Here is a 21,296-nt window from a genome sequence, read left to right on the forward strand (position 1 = left end):
GTTTGCCGACCGACACAACCATATCAACGGCATTGAGAATTTTTGGAATCAGGCGAAACGTGTCTTGCGCAAATACAACGGAATCGACCGAAAATCTTTTCCTCTGTTCTTGAAAGAATGTGAGTTTCGTTTTAACTTCGGGACACCAAAGCAGCAGTTAAAAACTTTGCGGCTTTGGTGTGGTGTTTAGGGCTAATCTACTTCAGCCCCTTTAAATTTGCTGCCCAACCCTGCCCTACATCGGTTTTACAGCCGTCCGGCGGTAAAACCATTGCCGCTCCGCCCCGTATTCCGCCCTTTGCCAAAACCGTTCAGGCCGTCTGAAAAATGCCCGGCAGCCGTCTGTTTGGCTCAGGCAGTTATTTTTTGCAGATACCCGGGAGTATGGCGCAAGCGTTTTACCAATCTGTGTTGCCGCTCCAAAATAATTAACAGCCGGGATTAAGCGGCTGCTTTGCAGAACTGCCCCGGTGCCCGGCAAACGTTCCCCATGCGGCTTAACCATCGGCTCCGCCTATATGGAAACAGCAGCCACCCCATTTTCAATGGCAAGTGTGCCGGCCGCCTGAAAGAAAAACCGCATAGTTATCCGATTCCGGTAAACATGCGGTTTGCTGTCGGGCGGCGGCCGGTTGGGCAGCAGAATTCTAAGGTTCAACGGGCGGGCGGCCGTTTTTATATTGTTGGTGCGTAAAACAGACAAACCTGCTTTGCCCGGATAATATGTTCAGACGGCCTTGAAAGGGCCGTCTGAAAAAACCGAAATCAAAAGCCCCGCCGAACGCTCTCTGCGGCCTGATTCATTGCTGTTGCAGGCAGGCGGAATATGGAGATTCTGCTGATAATTGTCTGTTTTACTTCAACAGGTTGAAATAATCAGTCAAACCGCCACCGCTCCAATCGCCGATAATCCGCCTGCGCGCTTGCCGCTTATTAACGCTCTTAAAATTAACTCTCTTAAAAGTTGGCCGGGCAGCCCTTGTGGTTCTCAACCTTCCACCACGCCCGCCTGTGCGGCACTGCTTTTCAGGCCGGCAACGGCAGCCTCACGGCCGGCTTCATCGGCATACATCATGCTGGTGCCGATAATCTGGCCGTTGGCGGCTTTCAGATTGAAATAGAGTTTGCCCGAAGTGCTGGTTTTCAACTCGTAGCGCGCATCGTTGCCTGCATTGTTGCGCACGGATTCGATGCCGTTTTGCGCCGAAGCCTTACTGGTGTATTGCTCGCTGCGCAGAATGGTTTTATCGTTATCGCCGACAAAATTAAAATGAAATTCGCCGGAATCGCTTTTTTTCAACTCAAAAATTGCCATTTGCAGTCTCCTTCTCTATTGGATTCAAGGGTTTTCGGGGGAACGTATGTTTTTGGATGCCTTACTATAATTATCGCCCTGCCCGCCTGTCAATATGCTATCCCCGGCCTCTGCCCCGGGGATGGTTTAGCGGGTTTGCATGTTTTTGTTACGCAACCGGCAAGCCGCAGACAATATACGCGGTATGCGCGCACTAAAAGCACGGCAATGCTGCTGCACAGCAGGATAAACTCATGGCGTGCCGCTTTTTTTCAGACGGCCTTTTCAGGTGCCGCATCAGGCAGATTCAATGCCTATTCCAGCGCGTTGCCCAGCTTTTTTTCGATTAAGTCGGCATCAAACGATTTGGCAATCAGTTCAAACCGGCTGTCGCGCCGCCATGAAACCTGGCTGGCACCCCATTTGCCGTCTACCCAGTTGAGCCACACCCAAGTGTCCATCACCTGAAATACGCCTTTGGCACGCACCAAACCTTCGGCAAACCGGGGTAAGCCGTTAAAGAAATCGGTGAGTTTCTCACCATCGAAATTTTTCCCTGCGGGAAAGGTAAAGCCTTGCGACTGAAAACCCATGGTGTTGTCGGACAGCCCTTTGAGGCGGTAGCGCGGTTTTTCGATAACGGGAATATCAAGCCAGGCGATTTCCATGCAGGCGTTTTCCACTTCCGCTACTTTGGCTTTGGGCGGAAACAGCTTGGCGGCTTGCTCACGGAACTGCGCCAATTCTTCTGGAGTACACAAATCGGTTTTGCTTGCCACCAACACATCGCACACACCGATTTGGTCTTTATAAAGTGCCTGCTGCGCATAATCGGGGTTGACAAACTGGCGCGGATCGACCACGGTAAACACAGCCGCAATTTCGAGTTGCTCCCGCAGCGGTTTGACTTTTAAATCGTCAATCACGCTCGCGGCGTGTGCCAGGCCGCTGGCTTCTATCACCAGGCGGTCGGGTTTGGCATCGCGCAGCATTTTCTGCACGGTCGCGCCCAATTGTGCGCCGGCAGTGCAACACAGGCAGCCGCCGGCAATTTCGGCCACAGGAATGCCGTTATCGCTCAGCACGGCACCGTCAATGCCGATTTCGCCGAACTCGTTCACGATAATCACCCATTTTTCGCCAGGGTCTTTTTGCTCCATCAGGCTTTTGATGGCGGTGGTTTTGCCGGTGCCCAAAAAGCCCGAGATTAGGTGTACTTTGGTTTTGTTTGCTGGCATTTTTTGCAGGTTCCTGTTAAAACAACGTGTTCTTCTTTCAAGGCAAAGCCACCGGCAGCCACGCCCGCCCGCAGAGCCGACCATTCGCGGCTGAGCGTTTGCTCATCCACTGCGCCGCATTCGGTGCACACCAGAATAAAGGCGCTTTGGTGGGCGGCTTCGCCGTGTTCGCTGCAACAGGCGCTGCAGTCGTGCCGGGCATGACTGCACAACACATAACCGTTTACGGCTGCTACTTTGTGCAAAACGCCCTGCTCCGCCCAAAAGTCTAAAGCGCGGTAAGCAGTGGGTGGGGCAACCGCGCCGTCACTCTGCTGCTGCATTTGCGAAAGCACGTTATAGGCTTTAATCACACCGGTTTGCTGCAAGATGATGTCCAACACCTGTTCGCGCAATGCAGTTACCTGCACGCCGTCTTGCTTGGCTTGGGTAAGGATTTTCTGTTTCGTGGTCATAAACGGGCTTTCAGACGGCCTTTAGAGATTGGTTATATTATAACCGAAACCCTTGCAAAATCGGTTTTAGGCCATCTGAAACAGATGGCTGCCGTTATTCCCGTACAGCAAATTGATGACCCCATTGCGGTATCGATGTAATGGGCTAAATGTAAACCGACACAGCTTGGCCGCCCCCCGCTCAAAGAGAGTGTTTGGCAAGCCGCTGAAGCGGCGGTGGCCGCTCCCTTGCTGCCTGTTAATCAGTGGCGGATTCGTGCATTTCCGGCGCAAAGCAGCAAGCCGCCGGCAATAAAGGCAATACGGTAAGGAGCGGCAACGCCGTAACGGAGCCGGTGAATCCACATATTGCTTGCGGTTTGCCACCCCGGCTCTTCTGCGTTGTTCCGGCATGTGCTTTGCCATAAAAATACTCGGGTAAAACCCGAGTATGATGCGTGGCGAAATATGGTTTCTACAACCGGAATACAGCCTGCATGCAGCATTTCAGACGGCCTCAAGCCATGCCTGAAAATCGGCAGACACCGCTGCATCAGCCGTGAAGGGCGCGTTTGTCCACCGCCAAAGAAGCTTCGTGCAACACCTCCGACAAAGTCGGATGGGCGTGAACAATGCGGGCAATGTCTTCGCTGCTGGCCTTGAATTCAAGGCCGGTAACGCCTTCGGCCACCAGTTCGCTCACCATCGGGCCTATCATGTGTACGCCGAGAATACGGTCGGTTTCGGCATCTGCCAACACTTTGACCATGCCCTTGGCTTTACCCAAACCTAAAGCCCGGCCGTTGGCGGCAAAGCCCGAAGTGCCTTTTTTATAGTTTGCGCCTTCTGCTTTCAACTGTTCTTCGGTTTTGCCCACCCATGCGATTTCAGGATCTGTGTAAATCACAAACGGAATCGTGTTGAAATCCAAATGCGGCTTTTGGCCTGCAATGCGTTCGGCCACGGCAACGCCTTCATCGCTGGCTTTGTGTGCCAGCATCGGGCCGCGCACCACATCGCCAATCGCCCAAACGTTGGGCAGGTTGGTGCGGCATTCATCATCCACCTTAATAAAGCCGCGCCCGTCTTTTTCCAAACCCGCCGCTTCGGCATTCAGGCCTTCGGTGTTCGGAATGCGCCCGATGGAAACAATCAGTTTGTCGAACGTTTCTTCTTTGGCCTGACCGCCTGCTTCATAGGCAACGGTAACGCCTTTTTTGCTGTTTTTGATTTCGTTCAACTTCACGCCCAGCTCAATCACCAAACCCTGTTCTTTGGTGAAAATCTTGAACGCTTCTTTGGCGATTTGCTGGTCGGCAGCCGCTAAGAATGTGGGCATGGCCTCAAGAATCGTTACTTCGGAGCCGACACGCTTCCATACCGACCCCATTTCCAAACCGATTACGCCCGAGCCTATCACCCCCAGCTTTTTCGGCACCGCAGTCAGGTTCAATGCGCCTTCGTTGTCCAACACGTTTACATTGTCGATATCGACCAACGGCAGCGGCCTCGGCACAGAGCCGGTAGCGATAATCACGTTTTTGGCTTCTATCAGGCTTTTTTCGCCTTTGTTGTCCACTTCAACCTGCCACAAATCACCGTTGCGGCCTTTCAAAGAACCTTTGCCAAACAGGCTTTCGACTTTGTTTTTGTGAAACAGGAATTTGATTCCGCCCGTCAGCTTGGTAACAATGGTGTCTTTACGCTCGATCATTTTGGCTGCGTTGAATTTCACATTGCCGACAGTAATGCCGTGTTCGGCAAAATCATGTTGTGCGGCATGGAAATGTTCTGAAGACTGCAGCAAAGCTTTGGAAGGAATGCAGCCTACGTTTAAACAGGTGCCGCCCAAAGCCGGCGCATCACCCGCTTTGTTTACGCCCGCATCGATACAGGCGGTTTTCAAGCCCAGTTGAGCGGCACGGATAGCGGCAATATAACCGCCAGGGCCGGCACCGATAACGACTACATCAAATTGAGACATATTGAATCCTTTTCTCTTTAATCTGTGTTGTGCCGTCTGAAAAATATAAGCTTCGCTCAGACGGCCTGATGGCCTGAAATTTCTGAGAATCGGGTTTGACGCCGCAAACCGGCAGGCAACCCGAAAGCTGTCGGCAAATTGCCGCGCGTTTTTCAGAGCTCTTTCTTCAAACCGCACGAATAAGGTTTGAAATCCTCGGCCAACCGTTTATTCCACTTGGTATGTACGCGGATAACCGCTCTTGGGTGTATTTTGCACAAAGTATCCTGCGCAAGCGGCACGCCTGCTTTATTGCTGCCCAATTGCACGCGCTTGTTGAGCAAATGTCCTTTGCTGTCATAAGCCGATACCAAATATTCTTCCTGATGGGTTGCCGCACAGGCACTTAAGGCCAATGCGGATAAAAAAAGCAGATATTTCATTATTCCCCTTATCTTAACATCTACCTTAAACGATTTTTCAGACGGCCTCATCAGGCCGTCTGAAAGCCGCAGATTAAAGATCAAGCAGCAGCCGTGCGGGATCTTCAAGCAGATCTTTGATGGTTACCAAAGTCAGCACCGCTTCACGGCCATCGATAATGCGGTGGTCGTAAGATAGTGCCAGATACATCATCGGGCGCACTACTACCTGGCCGTTTTCTACCACAGCACGCTCTTTGGTAGCGTGCATACCCAAAATGGCGGATTGCGGAGGGTTGATAATGGGCGTGGACATCATCGAGCCGAATGTGCCGCCGTTGGTAATGCTGAATGTGCCGCCGGTTAAATCTTCCAGTGCGATTTTTCCGTCTTTGGCTTTTACGGCATAATCCATGATGGCTTTTTCAATATCGGCGATGCTCATCTGATCGGCATCACGCAGAATCGGCACAACCAAACCGCGCGGGCTGCCGATGGCGATGCCGATGTCGAAATAACCGTGGTAAACGATATCGCTGCCGTCCACAGAAGCATTCACAACCGGATATTTTTTCAATGCAGCCACGGCGGCTTTCACGAAAAACGACATGAAGCCCAACTTAACACCGTGTTCTTTCTCGAATTTTTCTTTGTATTTGTTGCGCAGGTCCATAACCGGCTTCATATTTACTTCATTGAACGTGGTAAGAATCGCATTTTCCTGCTGGGAGGCCAGCAAGCGTTCGGCCACGCGGGCGCGCAGGCGGCTCATCGGCACACGCTGTTCGGGGCGCGTACCGTTGGGAACGGGGAGCGCAGACACAGCAACTGCAGGCTTGGTGGCAGAAACGGCTTTTTGTACGTCTTCTTTCAACACGCGCCCACCCCGGCCGGATCCCTGCACGCTGCCGATATCCACACCTTTTTCGGCAGCCAGTTTCGCCGCAGCCGGCATAGCCGTGCCGGCCTGCGCGTTAGATGCGGAGGCTTGCGCAGCAGGTGCGGCAATTTGCTCCGCAACCGGTGCCGGGGCTTCTGCGCCTGCTTTGGCTTCGGTGTCGATTTTCGCCAACAGTTGCTCGGCTACAACGGTTTCTCCGTCTTGGGCAATGATTTCAACCAAAACGCCGGCTTGCGGCGAGGGCACTTCCAACACGACTTTGTCGGTTTCGACATCAATCAGAATTTCATCCCGCTCAACGTATTCGCCCACTTTTTTATGCCAAGACATCAAGGTGCCTTCGGATACGCTTTCAGATAAAACGGGTACTTTTACTTCAACAATCATTTTCTTCTCCGGTGGTGTAAGGCCGTCTGAAATCATCCGCTCGGTTTCAGACGGCCTTAAATGGTTAGTTTAAAGCCATTGCATCTTCAACCAACTGTTTCAGCTGGGCAACGTGTTTGCTCATATAGCCGACCGCGGGGGATGCGCTGGCGGGGCGGCCTGCATAACCCAGTTTCTGCTGTCTGCCCAAAACTTTTTCGATACGGTGGCGCAATTGGTGGAAACCGCCCTGATTGCGCGGCTCTTCCTGCGCCCACACCACATCTTCGGCATTGGGATATTTGGCCAGCTCGGCTTGGACTTCTTCATACGGAAACGGATAAAGCTGCTCCACACGCACGATGGCAATATCTTTTTCCAAGCTGCGCTCGGCACGGCCTGCGGCCAAATCGTAATAAACCTGGCCGGCACACAGAATCACCCGTTTCACGCTGCCGTTATCGGCACGTTCTGCCGTATCGCCGATAACGGGTCGGAAAGTCGAACCTTCGGCAAAGTTTTCCAGCGGGCTCATTGAATCTTTGAAACGCAACAGGCGTTTGGACAGGAAGATTACCAAAGGCTTGCGGTATGAACGCAGGGCTTGGCGGCGCAGAATATGGAATATCTGCGATGCTTCAGACGGCATCACAATCTGCATATTCTGTTCGGAACACAATTGCAGCCAGCGTTCCAAACGTGCAGAAGAATGCTCGGGGCCTTGCCCGTCATAACCGTGCGGCAGGATGGTGGTTAAGCCGCACAAACGCCCCCATTTGGTTTCGCCCGAGGAAACAAATTGGTCGATAACCACTTGCGCACCGTTGGCAAAATCGCCGAATTGTGCTTCCCAAATAGTGAGTTTGTCGGGCGCCGAGCAGGCAAAGCCGTATTCATAGGCCATCACGGCTTCTTCATTCAAGATGGAGTCGATCACCAAGAAGTCTGCCTGGTTTTCTGCCATGTGGCGCAGCGGAATATAGGCTCCGGCATCGCTTTTTTCACGGTTTTGGTCGTGCAAAACCGCATGACGGTGTGAGAATGTACCGCGCCCCGAGTCCTCCCCGGAAATACGCACACCCGTTCCGTTGGTTACCAGCGCCGCGTAAGCCAATGTTTCTGCCATGCCCCAATCTATCGGCTGCTCGCCGGCCGCCATTGATTTACGCGCCTCCAATACACGTTTTGCGGTATTGTGCAAAGCGAAATCTTCGGGCACCTCGGTAAACTTGTCGGTCAGGCGTTGGATATCTGCTTCAGACAAACCGCTTTCGACTTGCTCGCGCCAGTTTTGGCCTTGGTATTTAGACCAATCTACACGGTGTTTGCTTTCATAATCGGTGAGGCGGGTTTGTTCGACATGCTCGCCCTTATCCAAAGCGTTGCGGTAGGCCTGGATAAACCCTTCGGCTTCTTCTGCGTTAATTACGTTTTCTGCCAATAGTTTGTCGGCGTAAAGTGCGCGGGTGCCGGGATGCTTGGCAACCTTTTTATACATCATGGGCTGGGTCAGCGTGGGATCATCGCCCTCATTGTGGCCGAGTTTACGGTAGCAAACCAAATCGATAACAACGTCTTTGTTGAATTGTTTGCGGTAATCCAATGCTGCCTGTACCACAAAGCATACGGCCTCGGGATCATCTCCGTTTACATGGAACACCGGGGCTTCCACCATTTTGGCGATATCGGTGCAATACACGGTAGATCGCACATCACGGGTGTCTGATGTGGTAAAGCCGATCTGATTGTTGATAACCAAGTGAATGGTACCGCCGGTAGTGTACCCACGGGTTTTGGAAAGGTTGAACGTTGCCTGGTTTACACCCAAACCAATAAAGGCAGAATCACCGTGAATCAACACTGGCAACACTTGGTTTTGACCACCCTCGCCCCGGCGGCTCTGTTTCGCTCGTGTCGAACCTTCTACCACAGGATTAACGATTTCGAGATGGGACGGGTTGAATGCCAATGTAACGTGTACCGCGCCGTTAGGTGTGGCGATATCCGAGCTGAAACCCATGTGGTATTTGACATCGCCGCTGGGGAGTGTTGCTGCCGCGCGGCCTTCGAATTCCGCAAATAAATCCCCGGGCTTTTTACCCAGCGTATTCACCAACACATTCAGACGGCCCCTGTGTGCCATGCCGATAATCACTTCTTCTATACCGTCTTTTCCGGCGTTTTGAATCAGGTAGTTCAAACCCGCAATCGAACTTTCGCCACCTTCTACCGAAAAGCGTTTCTGGCCGACATATTTGGTGTGGAGATAACGCTCCAAAGTTTCTGCGGCCGTTAACTGCTTGAGAATATAACGTTTCTCATCGGCATTAAATTTTGGTGTAGATAAGGAGCCTTCAAAATAATTGCGGATCCAGCGCCGCTCTTCGGTATTGGCAATATACATATATTCGATACCGATATGGCCGCAATAGGTCTGTTTCAGCTTGCTGACAATGTCAGACAAGGTCATTTTGCCGCTGCCGGCAAAGTCTCCCTCCCCCACACTGAACTGCACCGCCATATCGGCAGCATCCAAACCGTGAAATTTGGGATCTAAAGCATCAATGTTTCTAGGCGGCATACGTTGGAGCGGATCAAGTTGTGCCGCACCGACTCCTTGAATACGGTAAGCAGACATCATGCGTAAAACACCGACCTGCTTTTTCATCATACTTTCGTCCAAACCGCCCGCAATAGCGGCTGTTGCCCTGTTTTTAGCCAAATTGGCGAATGATTCCTGAATCGGACGATGGGGAACATCACGCTCTACCGCCCCCGGTTGGGCAGCAAGATCGGTAAAATATTGCTTCCACTTATCATCCACAGAATTCGGATTATTCAGGAAATTTTCATATAACTCTTCAATATAAGGTGCGTTCGAACCAAATAAATATGAAAAATTGAGCTTGTCTTCCATCATGGGATTGCCCTTTGCCTATATAGAATAAAGAGTAGAATTTTTTATTTTCAAAACATAACCGAAGCCGTCTGAAAACATGTTTATTCTACTCTTTGCACTTTAAGTTTGCGAATGCTTTTAACGCTGATTATCAAGTAATTTAATTACTATAAAGCATACCCCGAAAATCCAACCGACAACATTTGGCTTTCGGGGCATACTGTTAATTAACGTTTGTCAACAGGAACAAAATCACGGCGTGCCGCACCTGTATAGAGTTGGCGCGGGCGGCCGATTTTCTGATTCGGATCACTAATCATTTCATGCCAGTGGGAAATCCAGCCTACTGTACGCGCCAATGCAAAAATTACGGTAAACATAGAAACCGGAATGCCTAATGCAGACAATACAATACCGGAGTAAAAATCTACATTCGGATACAGTTTGCGCTCCACAAAATAAGGATCGCTCAGCGCGATTTGCTCCAGTTCCATAGCCAGCTTGAATTGTGGATCGTCTTCCAAACCCAGCTCTTTCAAAACTTCATAGCACGTTTCACGCATAATGCTCGCACGGGGATCCATATTGCGGTATACGCGGTGGCCGAAGCCCATCAAGCGGTATTTGCGCTCTTTTACGCCTTCCATAAAGGCTGCAACATTCGATACATCACCAATTTCGTCAAGCATTTTCAACACAGCTTCGTTTGCACCGCCGTGTGCCGGCCCCCACAGGCTGGCAATGCCGGCTGCGATACAGGCAAACGGGTTGGCCCCCGAAGAGCCTGCCAAACGTACGGTAGAGGTAGAAGCGTTCTGTTCGTGATCGGCATGCAGGATAAAGATGCGGTCAAGTGCGCGAACCAATACGGGATTCGGAATGTAACTCTCGCACGGAGTGGCAAACATCATATGCATGAAGTTTGCCGTGTAAGAAAGGTCGTTGCGCGGATAATTGAACGGCAGGCCGTTTGAATAGCGGTAACACATTGCTGCAATTGTCGGAATTTTCGAAACCAACCGGTAGATGGCAATCTTACGGTGTTCGGGATCTGAAATTTCCAAGCTGTCTTGATAGAAAGCCGACAAAGCACCGACCACACCCACCATCATGGCCATCGGATGGGCATCGCGGCGGAAACCGCGGAAAAACCAAGTCAGTTGTTCATGCACCATAGTATGATGCATCACGGTATTTTCAAACTCGGCTTTTTGCTCTGCTGTCGGCAACTCACCATAAATCAACAGATAGCAGGTTTCCAAATAGTCGCTGCTTTCAGCCAATTGCTCAATGGGATAACCGCGATAATAAAGCTGGCCTTTCTCGCCATCAATAAACGTGATTTTCGATTCACAACTGGCAGTAGATACAAAACCGGGATCAAATGTAAACATGCCGGTACCTTTAGTAAAGGTACGGATATCGACTACGCTCGAACCTAAAGTACCTTCCAACACCGGCAACTCCAGCGTATCTTTACCCTGGGTCTGCAATTTTACTGTTTTTGACATCTCTTACTCCTTGTATTGTTCTATTGGGATTCAGACTCGGCGCATTGGATTTACGCAACCCGGTCCTGCGGTTTTCAGACGGCCTGATAACTGTCAGCCCCTCTGATTTTTTCCAGAAGAGAAAGAAAACGGGCATCAGTTGTTTCTTCTTTTTGATTAACCAAAGCCAACAATTCTTGGTCAGGCAATCTCAAAATATCCACCAATACCGCCAATTCTTCATCGCTGAGATTCTGGAATTCTTTATCCATGAACCGCCCGAGCACAATATCCAACTCGAGCAGTCCACGACGGGTTTGATAACGGATTTTGCGTTTTGCAGCTTCATCGAAAACAGGCATATTAAACCGCCCGTTTCAACATGATTTCTTTAATCTTACCTATAGCCCTAGTCGGGTTCAAGTGTTTCGGACATACGTCAACACAATTCATAATTGTGTGGCACCGAAACAAACGGTAGGGATCATTCAAATTATCTAAGCGTTCGTTGGTAATCGTATCGCGGCTGTCTGCAATAAAGCGGTAAGCATTCAACAAGCCTGACGGCCCTACGAATTTATCGGGATTCCACCAAAACGACGGGCAGGCGGTCGAACAGCAGGCACACAAAATACACTCGTATAAGCCATCGAGCTCTTTGCGCTCCTCTTGGGTTTGCAGACGCTCGCGATCAGGTGCAGGCGTATCATTAACCACATAGGGCTTAATAGAGTGATATTGTTTGAAAAACTGCGTCATATCGACAATTAAATCGCGGATAACCGGCAAACCGGGCAGAGGGCGGAGCTTAATTGGCTGTTTCAAACTGCGGATATCCGTCAAACAGGCCAAACCGTTCTTGCCGTTAATATTCATGCCGTCTGAACCGCAGATGCCTTCACGGCAGGAGCGGCGGAACGACAAACTGTCGTCCATTGCTTTCAGTTTGACAAGGGCATCCAGCAATTTCACGTCTGTAGGCTCAATTTCAAGCTCATAGTCTTTCATATACGGCTTGACATCTACATCAGGATTGTAGCGGTACACCTGAAAACGTACTTTTTCCATGTGCTGTGTTCCTTATATTCTTTTTAGTAAACGCGCTTGGCCGGTTCGATATAATCAACCGTCAGCGGTTTGGTATGAACCGGTTTATAAGCCAAGCTGTTGTCTGCAGTATAAAACAGGGAGTGTTTCATCCAGTTTTCATCGTCACGGTCAGGATGGTCGTCCGATGCGTGCGCCCCTCGGGATTCCTTGCGGGCTTCAGCTGCAACCAAAGTGGCTTTAGCGACTTCAATTAAATTATCCAACTCCAATGCTTCAATACGTGCAGTATTCCAAACTTGGCTCTTATCTTTGATTTCGGTATTTTTCACACGTTCTGCGATCTTCAAAACTTTTGCAACGCCTTCTTTCAGAATAGCATCTGTTCGGAACACACCGGCATGCAGTTGAACGGTACGTTGCAGTTCATTGCGCAATGCATCTACATTTTCACCGCCGACTTGATTGTTTAAACGATCCAAACGTTGTTTGGTTAATCGGCCTGCATCAGCGGGCAGTTCTTTCCAACCTTTTTGCCGGTTGATGTATTCAATCATACTATCCCCGGCCGATTTGCCGAACACCACCAAGTCCAGCAACGAGTTGGTACCCAAACGGTTGGCTCCGTGAACAGAAGCACAGGCACACTCGCCTGCCGCATATAAACCATTTACCACAGTCTCGGAATTGCCGTCTTTAGGCACAACTACCTCGCCCAAATAGTTAGTGGGAATACCGCCCATCATATAGTGTGTGGTCGGCACAACGGGAATAGGGTCTTTAATAGGGTCGATACCGGCAAACTGGATAGAAATCTCACGGATTCCCGGCAGTTTTTCCATAATTTTTTCGGCGCCTATGTGATCGATTTTCAAGAGCACATGATCTTTATTTTTGCCACAACCGCGGCCTTCATAAATTTCCATCGCCATTGCACGCGATACCACATCACGCGAAGCCAAGTCTTTTACAGTCGGCGCATAACGTTCCATAAATCGCTCGCCGTCTGCATTCAGCAGGATACCGCCTTCACCGCGCACACCCTCCGTGATCAACACTCCCGCTCCTGCCACACCTGTGGGGTGGAATTGCCAAAATTCCATGTCCTCCAGCGGAATGCCTGCGCGGGCGCAAATACCCAAACCGTCTCCGGTATTCATGAAGGCATTGGTTGAAGAAGCGTAGATGCGGCCTGCTCCGCCGGTAGCAAACAACACCGCTTTCGCATGAAAAATGTAAACATCGCCGCTTTCCATTTCCATCGCGGTTACGCCGACCACATCGCCGTTATCATCGCGAATCAAATCCAGTGCAGTCCATTCCACAAAAAACTGGGTATTGGCGCGTACATTTTGCTGGTAAAGCGTATGAAGCATGGCATGACCCGTACGGTCTGCTACCGCACAGGCACGCTCTACCGCACGTTTACCATGCTCGGCAGTATGGCCTCCAAACGGGCGCTGATAGATTTTTCCACTCTCCACCCTATCAAACGGCATACCCATGTGTTCCAATTCGATAACGGCCTCCGGGGCACGGCGGCACATAAACTCGATGGCATCTTGGTCACCCAGCCAATCGGAACCTTTTACGGTATCATACATATGCCAGTCCCAACGGTCTTCCTGCACATTCCCCAAAGAAGCCGAAATACCGCCCTGCGCAGCGACCGTATGCGAACGGGTGGGAAACACTTTAGATAAAACAGCTGTATTCAAGCCCGACTTGGACAATTGCAATGCGGCGCGCAAACCGGCTCCTCCGCCTCCGACAATAACAGCATCAAATTTACGAACAGGAAAACTCATACGATACCCCAAATTACCTTAACCGAATAAACCAAACAGCCGGCCAACCATACGACAGTAGCAACCTGTAAGAACAGCCGCAGGCCGAATGGCTTGATGTAGTCCATCCACAAATCGCGGATACCTACCCAAGCATGCAGAAACAGCGCAACAAAAGTAACTTGGGTAAACACCTTCACCCATGTTTGTGCAAAAAATGTCTGCCACGATTCATAACCATCGGGCAGCATCAGCAAGAAAATAATCAATGCAACGGTATAAATCAGCATGATAACAGCCGTAGCACGCTGCATTGCCCAATCACGCAGGCCGTAATGGGCACCCGCCAGTTTGCGCTCTACCATAACCATACTCCTATCAACACAGTCAATACCAAAGCTGCTACGAATGCTGTTTTTGCAGTCAAACGGGCAGTTTGAAGCTCCAAGCCTTTGTGTGCATCCAGCAACAAGAAACGTATTCCGGCCAAAGAGTGGTGCAGATATGCCCACAACAAGCCGACCAAAATCAGCTTGACCAAAGGATTGGACACCACGGAGCGGTAAGTTTCAAATGAGGTTTCACGACTCAGCGTGCCGGCCAACAAACACAACAACACAGGCAGGCTCACAAACAGAATGACCCCGCTGATGCGGTGCAGAATGGAAACAATCCCGGGTATCGGCAACCTGATATTAGGGATTTCTAGGAATACAGGGCGCTGTTTCGTCTGCATTTCAATATCCTTTTCACAGAATTTCTCAAAAACTCAAAACCTGAAACAAGCCGCCAGCTTTATCCACTGAAGTCGGCTACATGAAACTACGTCATGGCGTAATTTACATGGTTTGCCCAACGTTGGCTAGCCCTGCAAGGCAGTTTTTTAATCAAATTTAACAGCCCGCTTAACAAATAACTGTTTTACAGCAACATTGTCCAGCAAAATTTTATTTCTTTCTTGTTTTTCCTGCATTCAAACATTGCTTCATTTTCCCCAAACCCTGACAACCCGGTATGAAGCAGTACCCCATCCACCTGATAACAAAATAGTTTCACGCAATTACAAAATCCTATTGCCCCGTTAGATAATTTTGGTATGATACCGGCTGAATCAGACAACGGAATGCCATACCCTCGTGGCCGAAAGCAATTAATATACTATTTATATACTTGTATTTGCTTTTTATTTATATACTTGTATTTGCTTTTAATCATGAATCATAGAAGATATTTTCCGGCATGTCCGCCAATCTGTGTTTTTGCGTTAGACTTTTAATCTTTTCAGACGGCCTTCAGTTTGGGCCGTCTGAAAATCAAACGCCAAACGCTGTTTTAACACTCACAAATCATTCAGGAGAGTTTTGGTATGAAATCACCCGTCCGTGTTGCTGTAACCGGTGCCGCCGGTCAAATCGGCTATGCTTTATTGTTCCGCATCGCCAGCGGCGAAATGCTGGGAAAAGACCAACCCGTTATTTTGCAATTGTTGGACTTGCCGCAGGCGCAAAATGCCGTAAAAGGCGTGATGATGGAGCTGCAAGATTGCGCATTCCCGCTCCTGGCCGATATGTTCACCACCGATGACCCTGAAATTGCGTTCAAAGATGCGCAAATTGCGGTTTTGGTCGGCTCCCGCCCCCGCAGCAAAGGCATGGAGCGCGCCGATTTGCTGCTGGCCAATGCAGAAATCTTTACCAAACAAGGTGCGGCCTTGAATAAAGTGGCCGACCGAAACGTTAAAGTTTTGGTTGTAGGCAATCCGGCCAACACAAACGCCTATATCGCCATGAAATCCGCGCCCGACCTTCCCGCTAAAAACTTTACCGCCATGCTGAGGCTTGACCACAACCGCGCCTTGAGCCAAATCGCCGAAAAAACCGGCAAACCGGTTTCAGCCATTGAAAAATTGTGCGTATGGGGCAACCACTCTCCCACTATGTATGCCGATTACCGCTTTGCCACCATCAATGGCGAGAGCGTTAAAGACATGATTAACGATCAAACATGGAATGCCGATGTTTTCCTGCCTACCGTAGGCAAGCGCGGCGCAGCCATCATTGAAGCACGCGGCCTCTCTTCCGCTGCCTCTGCCGCCAATGCCGCCATCGACCACATCCGCGACTGGGTATTGGGCACCAACGGCAAATGGGTAACCATGGGCATTCCTTCAGACGGCTCTTACGGTATTCCCGAAGGCACCGTGTTCGGCTTCCCCGTAACCTGCGAAAACGGCGAATACAAACTGGTTGAAGGCTTGGAGATTGACGAATTCAGCCGCGAACGCATCGGCATTACTCTGAAAGAGTTGGAGGAAGAAAAAGCCGGTGTGGCTCATTTATTGCCTTGATACTTCAAGCACTGATAAAAGGCAGAAAGGCCGTCTGAAATATTTCAGACGGCCTTCGCTTCACATACAGATCAGTAAACATGCTTTATATGCAAAGTGTGTGAGAAAGTTATCTGCTTGCTTGCGTTATGGCAAGCCCCGTATTGTACCGGCTACGCATTGCAGCAACTTTTAGCTGGTTGGTTACAGCAAAGAACATGATTCTTTTATGTTTCAACAGCTTGTTAAACCGATTCTTTTCCCGACCGAGGCTGGGCAATATCCTACCGTTTTGTGTTGTTTTGCCATACATTAAACAACCGGTTTCAATATTTTACATATACCGTCTCGGCTCCAACTCTTGCAATCAACACAAATTCCACCATTTAGTACCGTGTTCAGAACAGCAAATCACTCCAACAAACCTTTGCTACATAAAGGATTCTACACATGAACCACCCATCTCCCGAAGAATTTATTCCCAAGTTCCGCCGCAAAAAATTAGATGAACCGGGTTTTCTGAGAAAATTGGCACGCTTTGCAGGCCGGCTGGGCGCACCGGTGGTGAAACAGCTTTACACCCTTTATTTTCTGTTTAAAAGCCCTGCCACACCCAAACGTACAAAAATGATTATTCTTGGCGCATTGGTGTATTTTTTCAGCCCGATAGACAGCATTCCCGACCTGCTCGGCCCTTTGGGATTTAGCGATGACATCGCGGTCATTACCTTAGTGTATGCGCAAATAAAAAGCCACATTTCCGATGAAATCCGCGAAAAAGCCCGCCTGGCAACCGACAAACTGTTTTCCCGCTAATATAGCGGCTTTACAGAACCAAAGGCCGTCTGAAAAATTTTCAGACGGCCTTTAAACACTTGTTTAAGTTGTCATTATTCCAACGGGCGCATATCCATTACTTCCATCAGAAAGTTGGTAAATGCGGGATTGGCAGGCTTATTACTCATATTAGGCCAGCGTTGCTGCCAACCTCTTAAAGCATTTTGCACATACAGTTTGGATTGCTGGCTGCTGATGGCACCGCGCTGGCTATCTACTGCCGAGCGCAGGTAAACCTCATACATACTGTCGTCCACAGAATTTCTGCCAACCTGTTGGGTGCGGAAACGGTTGAGATATTGTGCTGCCTGCACTTTGGTAATCTTACCCTGGCTGACCTGATAACTCAGCCGCGTGGCTTCATCACGGATTTTCGATACATCCGTCCAATGGCTTTCAGCCAAACGGTACGGCAGTTTTGCCGTTTGCTTTTTCGGGGGCTCTTTTTTAACATTGGTGGGATTAACCGGTATTTCTTTGAAAGAAGGAAGATAAATGGTTTCACAACCTGCCAATGCAGCCAATACGAATAGGAGGGGGATATGCTTTTTCATGCGGCACATTATAATCAGATTTGGAAGATAATCCAATTAAAGAATGACAAACGGTCATTATTTTTCCTGCCATGATCCGGCATCACCGGCAAAACTGTAAAAAGCCGTCTGAACAACCTTTAATGCACGTTTTCTACCAACAACAAAGTTTGCAGCCTGCCAATACAGCCAATACGAATAGGAGGAGAATATGCTTTTCATGCGGTACATTGTCATCAGATTCTAAAAATAATCTAGATAAAAAATAGCAAACAGCTTTTACTGCCCCTGTTTATCGGTTGCATAATGCATTTACTTACTCTGCTGCGGTGTTAATGCGCCATCACAATTTTATCATCCTCTTTTATCAGCCTCTAAAGGCTTGCCCTATGCATGATGCCTCCCCACGGTTTCTTACGCACTTTTATTGAGGGGCGGTAAATGACAAAAGGCCGTCTGAACGGCCTTTAATGTAAATAGCTTTTACTGTGGTTTTCAAACCAAATCGGCAAACAGCGGGGTGGACAAATAACGCTCGCCGTAAGAGGGAACCAACACCACAATCAGTTTGTCTTTGTTCTCAGGCTTTTTGGCCAAATCCAATGCAGCCGCTACGGCAGCTCCTGAAGAAATACCCACCAAAATACCTTCTTTTTCAGCCATGGCACGGGCTGTGGCGAATGCAGCTTCGTTAGATGCTTTGATAATACTGTCGTAGATTCCGGTGTTTAAAATACTGGGAACAAAACCTGCTCCGATGCCCTGTATCGGGTGCGGGCCTTTTTCACCTCCGCTCAACACCGGGGAAGCCTCGGGCTCTACTGCTATGATTTCCACTTCGGGTTTGCGGGCTTTCAATACTTCCCCCACGCCGGTAACCGTACCGCCCGTACCCACTCCCGACACGAAAATATCTACCTTGCCTTCGGTATCGCGCCAGATTTCTTCGGCGGTGGTTTCGCGGTGGATTTGCGGATTGGCTTCATTATCGAATTGGCGCGGCATAAAATACGTGCCGGGGTTGTCATCAACCAAAGATTGGGCCTTGGCAATCGCGCCCCCCATGCCCTCTGCTGCAGGCGTTAGAATCAGCTCGGCACCGAATGCGCGCAGCAGCATGCGGCGCTCTTTACTCATGCTCTCGGGCATGGTAATCGCCAGTTTGTAGCCCCGGGCGGCACATACCATCGCCAAACCGATACCGGTGTTGCCGCTGGTGGCCTCTACGATAACCGTGTCTTTATTGATTTTGCCGGCTTTTTCGGCAGCATCAATCATTGAGGCGGCAATGCGGTCTTTCACGCTGCTGCCGGGATTGAAAAACTCAAGCTTGGCAACAACGCGGCCCGGCAAACCTTCGGTCAGACGGTTCAGTTCAACCAGCGGGGTATTGCCGATCAAATCGGTAATGCTGTGTGCAATGTTCATTCTTCTGCTCCTGATAAATTGGGGACATATTTACAACCGGCATGTTAAATTCAGGCCGTCTGAAAAACCAATACCGTATTTTTCTTAATTTATAACTTTTGGTTGTAAGCCGCATCATGCGTAATCAACCGTAACGTATATCTGACAGCAATACAACTGCGAAGGCCGTCTGAAACAATAAGGCCAATAGAAAACCCAGTTGCAGCTGGAGGCGGCTGAAACGGTTTGCCGCCTCGCCCGCAATAACTTTGCGGTGCAGATAAAAAACCACCATGATCACAGCCTGCATTCCGAACCAATACGCCGGTTCGAAAGCATAAAGCTGCAGCAGCACAGGCAAAACATAAGGGGTTATGCCCGCCGGAAAGCGGCTGAGCACCACTAACGCAAACACAGCAGACACGATGCCCATCAGCATACCGCTTACTGCAAACAAGCTGATAAAACCGTTGGCATTTTCGGCTTGCCACATCTTCTTTTCAGGCACTTTTTTCCAATGGTTTGCAAAGAAAAACAGGCTGGCCGGTATGATATAGAGATGGGGAGGATAAAGCGGAGCCAAGTGGATGATACCCCATATTCCAGGCAGAAGGCGTGCGCCGGCAAGGCCGAACCCAAACCAGAGCAGCACGCTTCCCCACAGCCATTGAAACTCTCCCGCTTTAAAAGCAGCGGTGAAAAACACGGCAATATAAACAACCGAAATCCATACATCCCAACCGGCCATTTAACGATAACCCATAATCCGCGACAAAGCCGCTCCCACGGCTGCCGCCATATATTCGACAGATTCCGTTGCCAAGCCTTCGGCAAATCGGTTAGGGGCTGCATCGGCTGCCAGCAGCACCGCGCCCGTTCCACCACCTATCGGGATAGGCAGTTGCAGAAAACTTTCTGCGACCACACCGCCCTGCGGGAGAAGCATTTGCATTTCTTTATTGATTTTGCTGCCTAACAACGGTTTTTTCAGCGCAACGATTTCTGCACTTGCTTTAGCATTGCCGGATACGTCTGCCTCATCAGGGATACGCGCCTTATTTTTCGGCGCAACAGCAATTTTCAACACAAACTGCTGTAGGCCGAAATCTTCCCGCAACGAACGGTATAAAACTTGGATTAGCCTGCCTGCCGTATTGGCACCCAGTAATTGCACATCCAGCGACAACTGGCGCAGCATAATTGTGCGGTTTGCCTCAGAATCGGCCAACATGGTTTTCAGCTGGGCAGCCATCTTTTCGACTTTCAGCTTTGAAGCCGCCACCTGCGCCTGGGCAAACGAGCGGACTTTTTCATCACGCAGGCGCACACCCAATTCATCGCCATGCTCCGCCAAAAAATCCGGATGTTCCCTTAAAAACGCCAAAATATTTTCTTTATTCCAAATATTTTCTTTATTCATTAGTATTGCAACTCACCTTCAAATACAGTTTCCACCGGCCCGGTCATCATCACATCGCTGCCGTTGTGCCAAGAAATATATAAATCACCGCCCGGCAGGCTCACGCGCACCTGCCTGCCCTCTTCCAACAAACCGAGCCGAACCCCGGCTACCACCGCAGCACACGCGCCGGTTCCGCAAGCCTGCGTCTCTCCCGCACCGCGTTCATACACCCGCAAACGGATATGGCTGCTGTCAACCACTTCCATAAAGCCCACATTCACCCGCTCTGGAAATTGCTCATGCGGTTCAATTGCCTCACCCCATTGCTCAACCGGTGCGGTTTTTACACTGTCCACCACAATCACGGCATGCGGATTTCCCATACTGACGCAACTGACGGGAACCGACTCCAACCCCACTAAAATCATATGAACCAATGCATCGGCAGCCTCTCCCGCCGCCGGCACAAACGGAATTTCAGACGGCATGAAATGCGGCTTGCCCATATTCACAGTTACCAAACCGTTTTCGGCCAAACGGGGCAAAATGATGCCGCGGGCAGTTTCAACCACGATTTCCTGCTTATCTGTCAATCCTTTATCTATCACAAAGCGCACAAAACAACGCGCACCGTTACCGCATTGCTCCACTTCGCTGCCATCGGCGTTGAAAATACGGTAACGGAAATCTACCGCATCAGAATGCGCCCTCTCCACCAACAACAATTGGTCGAACCCTACACCTGTGTGGCGGTTTGCCCATTTGGTTAACGGTGCTTTTTCCGGCTCGAACTGCTGGCTGATACCATCAATCACCATAAAATCATTGCCCAAGCCGTGCATTTTGGTAAATCTCAGTGTTTTCATCATCACCCTCCCACCCTGCTTCAAGCCGTCTGAAAACGTAGGCGGCGATTCTACACCAAACCATCTGCTTTTGCCTTTTCCACA

General features: G+C 49.9%; 20 protein-coding genes and 1 pseudogene. 3 read left to right on the forward strand and 18 right to left on the reverse strand.

Going from position 1 to position 21,296, the window contains the following annotated elements:
• Positions 1 to 190: pseudogene (locus tag IR141_RS07830) on the forward strand (IS1595 family transposase); the annotation flags it as partial.
• A gap of 798 nt (positions 191 to 988) precedes the next feature.
• Here IR141_RS07830 and IR141_RS07835 read toward each other — a convergent pair.
• From IR141_RS07835 to sdhC, 13 genes are all read right to left on the reverse strand, one after another.
• Positions 989 to 1,315, reverse strand: coding sequence for a YegP family protein (locus tag IR141_RS07835; protein ID WP_135035592.1), 327 nt, complete (start codon positions 1,313 to 1,315; stop codon positions 989 to 991).
• 293 nt (positions 1,316 to 1,608) lie between these two features.
• Complete coding sequence (locus IR141_RS07840) at positions 1,609 to 2,532, reverse strand: GTP-binding protein (RefSeq protein WP_135035595.1); 924 nt, start codon at positions 2,530 to 2,532, stop codon at positions 1,609 to 1,611.
• Positions 2,502 to 2,987, reverse strand: coding sequence for a Fur family transcriptional regulator (locus IR141_RS07845; RefSeq protein WP_135035599.1), 486 nt, complete (start codon positions 2,985 to 2,987; stop codon positions 2,502 to 2,504). The genes IR141_RS07840 and IR141_RS07845 overlap by 31 nt, the downstream gene beginning before the upstream one ends.
• Positions 2,988 to 3,519: 532 nt before the next feature.
• Positions 3,520 to 4,950 carry a dihydrolipoyl dehydrogenase gene (lpdA, locus tag IR141_RS07850; RefSeq protein WP_135035602.1) on the reverse strand — a complete coding sequence of 477 codons (1,431 nt, stop codon included), beginning with the start codon at positions 4,948 to 4,950 and terminating at the stop codon, positions 3,520 to 3,522.
• Between the two features lie 152 nt (positions 4,951 to 5,102).
• Positions 5,103 to 5,456, reverse strand: coding sequence for a hypothetical protein (locus IR141_RS07855; RefSeq protein ID WP_135035605.1), 354 nt, complete (start codon positions 5,454 to 5,456; stop codon positions 5,103 to 5,105).
• Positions 5,446 to 6,639: a 2-oxoglutarate dehydrogenase complex dihydrolipoyllysine-residue succinyltransferase gene (gene odhB / locus IR141_RS07860; protein WP_135035608.1), complete on the reverse strand. Its 1,194-nt coding sequence runs from the start codon at positions 6,637 to 6,639 to the stop codon at positions 5,446 to 5,448. The genes IR141_RS07855 and odhB overlap by 11 nt, the downstream gene beginning before the upstream one ends.
• Before the next feature lie 64 nt (positions 6,640 to 6,703).
• The gene (locus IR141_RS07865) at positions 6,704 to 9,538 is read right to left on the reverse strand and encodes a 2-oxoglutarate dehydrogenase E1 component (RefSeq protein WP_135035611.1); all 2,835 of its coding nucleotides are present in this window, start codon (positions 9,536 to 9,538) and stop codon (positions 6,704 to 6,706) included.
• A 206-nt stretch (positions 9,539 to 9,744) separates the two neighbouring features.
• Complete coding sequence (gltA, locus tag IR141_RS07870) at positions 9,745 to 11,028, reverse strand: citrate synthase (RefSeq protein ID WP_135035614.1); 1,284 nt, start codon at positions 11,026 to 11,028, stop codon at positions 9,745 to 9,747.
• 74 nt (positions 11,029 to 11,102) lie between these two features.
• On the reverse strand, positions 11,103 to 11,369 hold the full coding sequence (locus tag IR141_RS07875) for a succinate dehydrogenase assembly factor 2 (RefSeq protein ID WP_135035617.1): 267 nt from the start codon (positions 11,367 to 11,369) through the stop codon (positions 11,103 to 11,105).
• Between the two features lies 1 nt (position 11,370).
• Positions 11,371 to 12,075, reverse strand: coding sequence for a succinate dehydrogenase iron-sulfur subunit (locus IR141_RS07880; RefSeq protein WP_135035620.1), 705 nt, complete (start codon positions 12,073 to 12,075; stop codon positions 11,371 to 11,373).
• A 23-nt stretch (positions 12,076 to 12,098) separates the two neighbouring features.
• The gene (gene sdhA, locus IR141_RS07885) at positions 12,099 to 13,862 is read right to left on the reverse strand and encodes a succinate dehydrogenase flavoprotein subunit (RefSeq protein ID WP_135035623.1); all 1,764 of its coding nucleotides are present in this window, start codon (positions 13,860 to 13,862) and stop codon (positions 12,099 to 12,101) included.
• Positions 13,859 to 14,206, reverse strand: coding sequence for a succinate dehydrogenase, hydrophobic membrane anchor protein (gene sdhD, locus IR141_RS07890; protein WP_135035626.1), 348 nt, complete (start codon positions 14,204 to 14,206; stop codon positions 13,859 to 13,861). The genes sdhA and sdhD overlap by 4 nt, the downstream gene beginning before the upstream one ends.
• Positions 14,200 to 14,577, reverse strand: a complete 378-nt coding sequence (sdhC, locus tag IR141_RS07895) for a succinate dehydrogenase, cytochrome b556 subunit (protein WP_135035633.1) — start codon at positions 14,575 to 14,577, stop codon at positions 14,200 to 14,202. The genes sdhD and sdhC overlap by 7 nt, the downstream gene beginning before the upstream one ends.
• Positions 14,578 to 15,207: 630 nt before the next feature.
• Between sdhC and IR141_RS07900 the strand changes: the two genes are divergently transcribed.
• On the forward strand, positions 15,208 to 16,188 hold the full coding sequence (locus IR141_RS07900; protein WP_135035636.1) for a malate dehydrogenase: 981 nt from the start codon (positions 15,208 to 15,210) through the stop codon (positions 16,186 to 16,188).
• Between the two features lie 429 nt (positions 16,189 to 16,617).
• On the forward strand, positions 16,618 to 16,983 hold the full coding sequence (locus IR141_RS07905) for a YkvA family protein (RefSeq protein WP_135035639.1): 366 nt from the start codon (positions 16,618 to 16,620) through the stop codon (positions 16,981 to 16,983).
• Positions 16,984 to 17,057: 74 nt separating this feature from the next.
• On the opposite strand, the gene IR141_RS07910 is transcribed toward IR141_RS07905, so the two are convergent.
• The 5 genes from IR141_RS07910 to dapF form a co-directional block, all read right to left on the reverse strand.
• The gene (locus IR141_RS07910; RefSeq protein WP_167743114.1) at positions 17,058 to 17,567 is read right to left on the reverse strand and encodes a prokaryotic membrane lipolipid attachment site family protein; all 510 of its coding nucleotides are present in this window, start codon (positions 17,565 to 17,567) and stop codon (positions 17,058 to 17,060) included.
• Between the two features lie 465 nt (positions 17,568 to 18,032).
• Positions 18,033 to 18,965 carry a cysteine synthase A gene (cysK, locus tag IR141_RS07915; protein ID WP_135035645.1) on the reverse strand — a complete coding sequence of 311 codons (933 nt, stop codon included), beginning with the start codon at positions 18,963 to 18,965 and terminating at the stop codon, positions 18,033 to 18,035.
• 124 nt (positions 18,966 to 19,089) lie between these two features.
• The gene (locus IR141_RS07920; protein WP_135035648.1) at positions 19,090 to 19,692 is read right to left on the reverse strand and encodes a hypothetical protein; all 603 of its coding nucleotides are present in this window, start codon (positions 19,690 to 19,692) and stop codon (positions 19,090 to 19,092) included.
• A complete protein-coding gene (locus IR141_RS07925; protein WP_135035651.1) occupies positions 19,693 to 20,364 on the reverse strand; it encodes a DUF484 family protein in 672 nt (223 codons plus the stop codon). It lies immediately after the preceding gene.
• Entirely contained in the window at positions 20,364 to 21,212 is an 849-nt protein-coding gene (gene dapF, locus IR141_RS07930; RefSeq protein WP_135035682.1) for a diaminopimelate epimerase, read from the reverse strand. Before dapF ends, IR141_RS07925 begins: the two co-directional genes overlap by 1 nt.
• Positions 21,213 to 21,296: the final 84 nt, after the last annotated feature.

The organism is Neisseria sp. 19428wB4_WF04 (assembly GCF_015235335.1).
In the GTDB taxonomy this organism is placed as follows: domain Bacteria; phylum Pseudomonadota; class Gammaproteobacteria; order Burkholderiales; family Neisseriaceae; genus Neisseria; species Neisseria musculi.

What these genes read in the sequence shown, in the direction of transcription:
- IR141_RS07920 (WP_135035648.1), bottom strand. Translation starts at nt 19,692, where the DNA reads ATGGCCGGTTGGGATGTATGGATTTCGGTTGTTTATATTGCCGTGTTT.
- sdhA (WP_135035623.1), bottom strand. Translation starts at nt 13,862, where the DNA reads ATGAGTTTTCCTGTTCGTAAATTTGATGCTGTTATTGTCGGAGGCGGA.
- IR141_RS07880 (WP_135035620.1), bottom strand. Translation starts at nt 12,075, where the DNA reads ATGGAAAAAGTACGTTTTCAGGTGTACCGCTACAATCCTGATGTAGAT.
- sdhD (WP_135035626.1), bottom strand. Translation starts at nt 14,206, where the DNA reads ATGGTAGAGCGCAAACTGGCGGGTGCCCATTACGGCCTGCGTGATTGG.
- IR141_RS07905 (WP_135035639.1), top strand. Translation starts at nt 16,618, where the DNA reads ATGAACCACCCATCTCCCGAAGAATTTATTCCCAAGTTCCGCCGCAAA.
- sdhC (WP_135035633.1), bottom strand. Translation starts at nt 14,577, where the DNA reads ATGCAGACGAAACAGCGCCCTGTATTCCTAGAAATCCCTAATATCAGG.
- IR141_RS07910 (WP_167743114.1), bottom strand. Translation starts at nt 17,567, where the DNA reads ATGTGCCGCATGAAAAAGCATATCCCCCTCCTATTCGTATTGGCTGCA.
- IR141_RS07900 (WP_135035636.1), top strand. Translation starts at nt 15,208, where the DNA reads ATGAAATCACCCGTCCGTGTTGCTGTAACCGGTGCCGCCGGTCAAATC.
- IR141_RS07840 (WP_135035595.1), bottom strand. Translation starts at nt 2,532, where the DNA reads ATGCCAGCAAACAAAACCAAAGTACACCTAATCTCGGGCTTTTTGGGC.
- IR141_RS07845 (WP_135035599.1), bottom strand. Translation starts at nt 2,987, where the DNA reads ATGACCACGAAACAGAAAATCCTTACCCAAGCCAAGCAAGACGGCGTG.
- IR141_RS07875 (WP_135035617.1), bottom strand. Translation starts at nt 11,369, where the DNA reads ATGCCTGTTTTCGATGAAGCTGCAAAACGCAAAATCCGTTATCAAACC.
- cysK (WP_135035645.1), bottom strand. Translation starts at nt 18,965, where the DNA reads ATGAACATTGCACACAGCATTACCGATTTGATCGGCAATACCCCGCTG.
- gltA (WP_135035614.1), bottom strand. Translation starts at nt 11,028, where the DNA reads ATGTCAAAAACAGTAAAATTGCAGACCCAGGGTAAAGATACGCTGGAG.
- dapF (WP_135035682.1), bottom strand. Translation starts at nt 21,212, where the DNA reads ATGAAAACACTGAGATTTACCAAAATGCACGGCTTGGGCAATGATTTT.
- IR141_RS07925 (WP_135035651.1), bottom strand. Translation starts at nt 20,364, where the DNA reads ATGAATAAAGAAAATATTTGGAATAAAGAAAATATTTTGGCGTTTTTA.
- IR141_RS07835 (WP_135035592.1), bottom strand. Translation starts at nt 1,315, where the DNA reads ATGGCAATTTTTGAGTTGAAAAAAAGCGATTCCGGCGAATTTCATTTT.
- lpdA (WP_135035602.1), bottom strand. Translation starts at nt 4,950, where the DNA reads ATGTCTCAATTTGATGTAGTCGTTATCGGTGCCGGCCCTGGCGGTTAT.
- odhB (WP_135035608.1), bottom strand. Translation starts at nt 6,639, where the DNA reads ATGATTGTTGAAGTAAAAGTACCCGTTTTATCTGAAAGCGTATCCGAA.
- IR141_RS07865 (WP_135035611.1), bottom strand. Translation starts at nt 9,538, where the DNA reads ATGATGGAAGACAAGCTCAATTTTTCATATTTATTTGGTTCGAACGCA.